General features: G+C 63.9%; 1 protein-coding gene. It reads right to left on the bottom strand.

Annotated elements, in window-relative coordinates; all coding sequences use genetic code 11:
• Positions 1–45 precede the first annotated feature (45 nt).
• Positions 46–1,443 (bottom strand): argininosuccinate lyase, encoded by a 1,398-nt coding sequence (gene argH, locus B4E36_RS08425; protein WP_292057419.1) that lies wholly within the window; start codon positions 1,441–1,443, stop codon positions 46–48.
• Positions 1,444–1,610: the final 167 nt, after the last annotated feature.

The raw sequence follows: 1,610 nt of genomic DNA, 5'->3' as shown, positions 1-1,610 counted from the left end.
TCTCTCCCCTCCGGGGCGAGAAGGTTCGGGGGCTATGCGGCCGGCTCAGACCCGCTCGCGCCACCAGGCGACCTGCTTCCTCACCTCGTCCGGCGCCGTGCCGCCGAAGCTCTTGCGGCTGGCGACGGAGGCCTCCACCGTCAGCACGTCGAAAATGCCATCGGTGATCGCCGGGTTGATGCCCTGCAATTCCTCCAGCGAGAGTTCGGCCAGATCGCAGCCCTTCTTCTCCGCCAGCGCCACGGCGGCGCCCGTCGCGTGGTGGGCGTCGCGGAACGGCAGGCCCGCCTCGCGCACCAGCCAGTCGGCCAGATCGGTGGCGGTGGAAAAGCCAGAGCCGGCGGCGGCCTTCATGGCTTCGACATTGACGGTCAGGTCGCCGACCATGCCGGTCATCGCGGCGATCGCGAGATCGAGGTTGCGGGCGGCGTCGAACACCTGTTCCTTGTCTTCCTGCATGTCCTTGGAATAGGCGAGCGGCAGGCCCTTCATCACCGTCAAGAGCGCCACCAGCGAACCGTTGATGCGGCCGGTCTTGGCGCGCACGAGTTCGGCGGCATCCGGGTTCTTCTTCTGCGGCATGATCGAGGAGCCGGTGGAAAAACTGTCAGACAGCCGCACGAAATTGAACTGCGGCGTCGACCAGATCACGATTTCCTCCGCCAGCCGCGACAGATGCGTGGCGCAAATCGAGGCGAGCGACAGGAACTCCAGCGCGAAATCGCGGTCCGAGACCGTATCGATCGAATTGCGCGTCGGCCCGCCGCTGAAACCAAGTGCTGCGGCCGTCATGTGCCGGTCGATGGCAAAGCCGGTGCCCGCAAGGGCCGCCGCCCCGATCGGGCTTTCATCCAGATGCTCGATCGCGTGGCGCACGCGAGCCCGGTCGCGGCCGAACATCTCGACATAGGCCATGCAGTGGTGGCCGAAGGTGACGGGTTGGGCGGTCTGCAGATGGGTGAAGCCGGGCATCACCGTATCGGCATGCTCTTCCGCGCGCGTCAAAAACACGTCGATCAGCCGGGTGAGTGCCGCCTCGGTGCGCTGCAGCTCCTTCTTCACCCACAGGCGAAAATCGAGCGCGACCTGGTCGTTGCGCGAGCGGGCGGTGTGCAGGCGGCCGGCGGCGGGGCCGATCAGCTCGCGCAGCCGCGCCTCGATATTCATGTGAATATCCTCGAGCTGGCGCGAGAAGGCGAAATCGCCCGCCTCGATCTCACGGCGAATTGTAGTCAGACCCTCGATAATTGAGGCGCTGTCCTCTTTCGTAATGATGGCTTTTTCGGCAAGCATCGTGGCATGGGCGATCGAGCCGTCGATATCCTCGTTATAGAGCGCCTTGTCGAAATCGATGGAGGCATTTATCTCCTCCATGATCGCATCGGGACCGGAGGCGAAACGTCCGCCCCACATCTTGTTCGAGGTGCTGTTGTCGGAAGCCATGAAGTGCCTATCTGGAGAATGACATGACAGAGAAGAAGAGCCGCAAAAGCCCGGTCTCCGCCAAACTGGTTCTAATCGCGCTTGCCGCAGGCCTGATTGCCGGCGCCGTCGCGGTATACGTGAAAAACGCCGTGACTGGCAATGGCATGGGCGATCTCGCCGAAAGC

It is taken from the genome of Martelella sp. UBA3392 (assembly GCF_002358775.1).
GTDB lineage: Bacteria > Pseudomonadota > Alphaproteobacteria > Rhizobiales > Rhizobiaceae > Martelella > Martelella mediterranea.
Note: the sequence above shows the minus strand (reverse complement) of the source record. Positions and strands in the feature narration are given on the sequence as shown.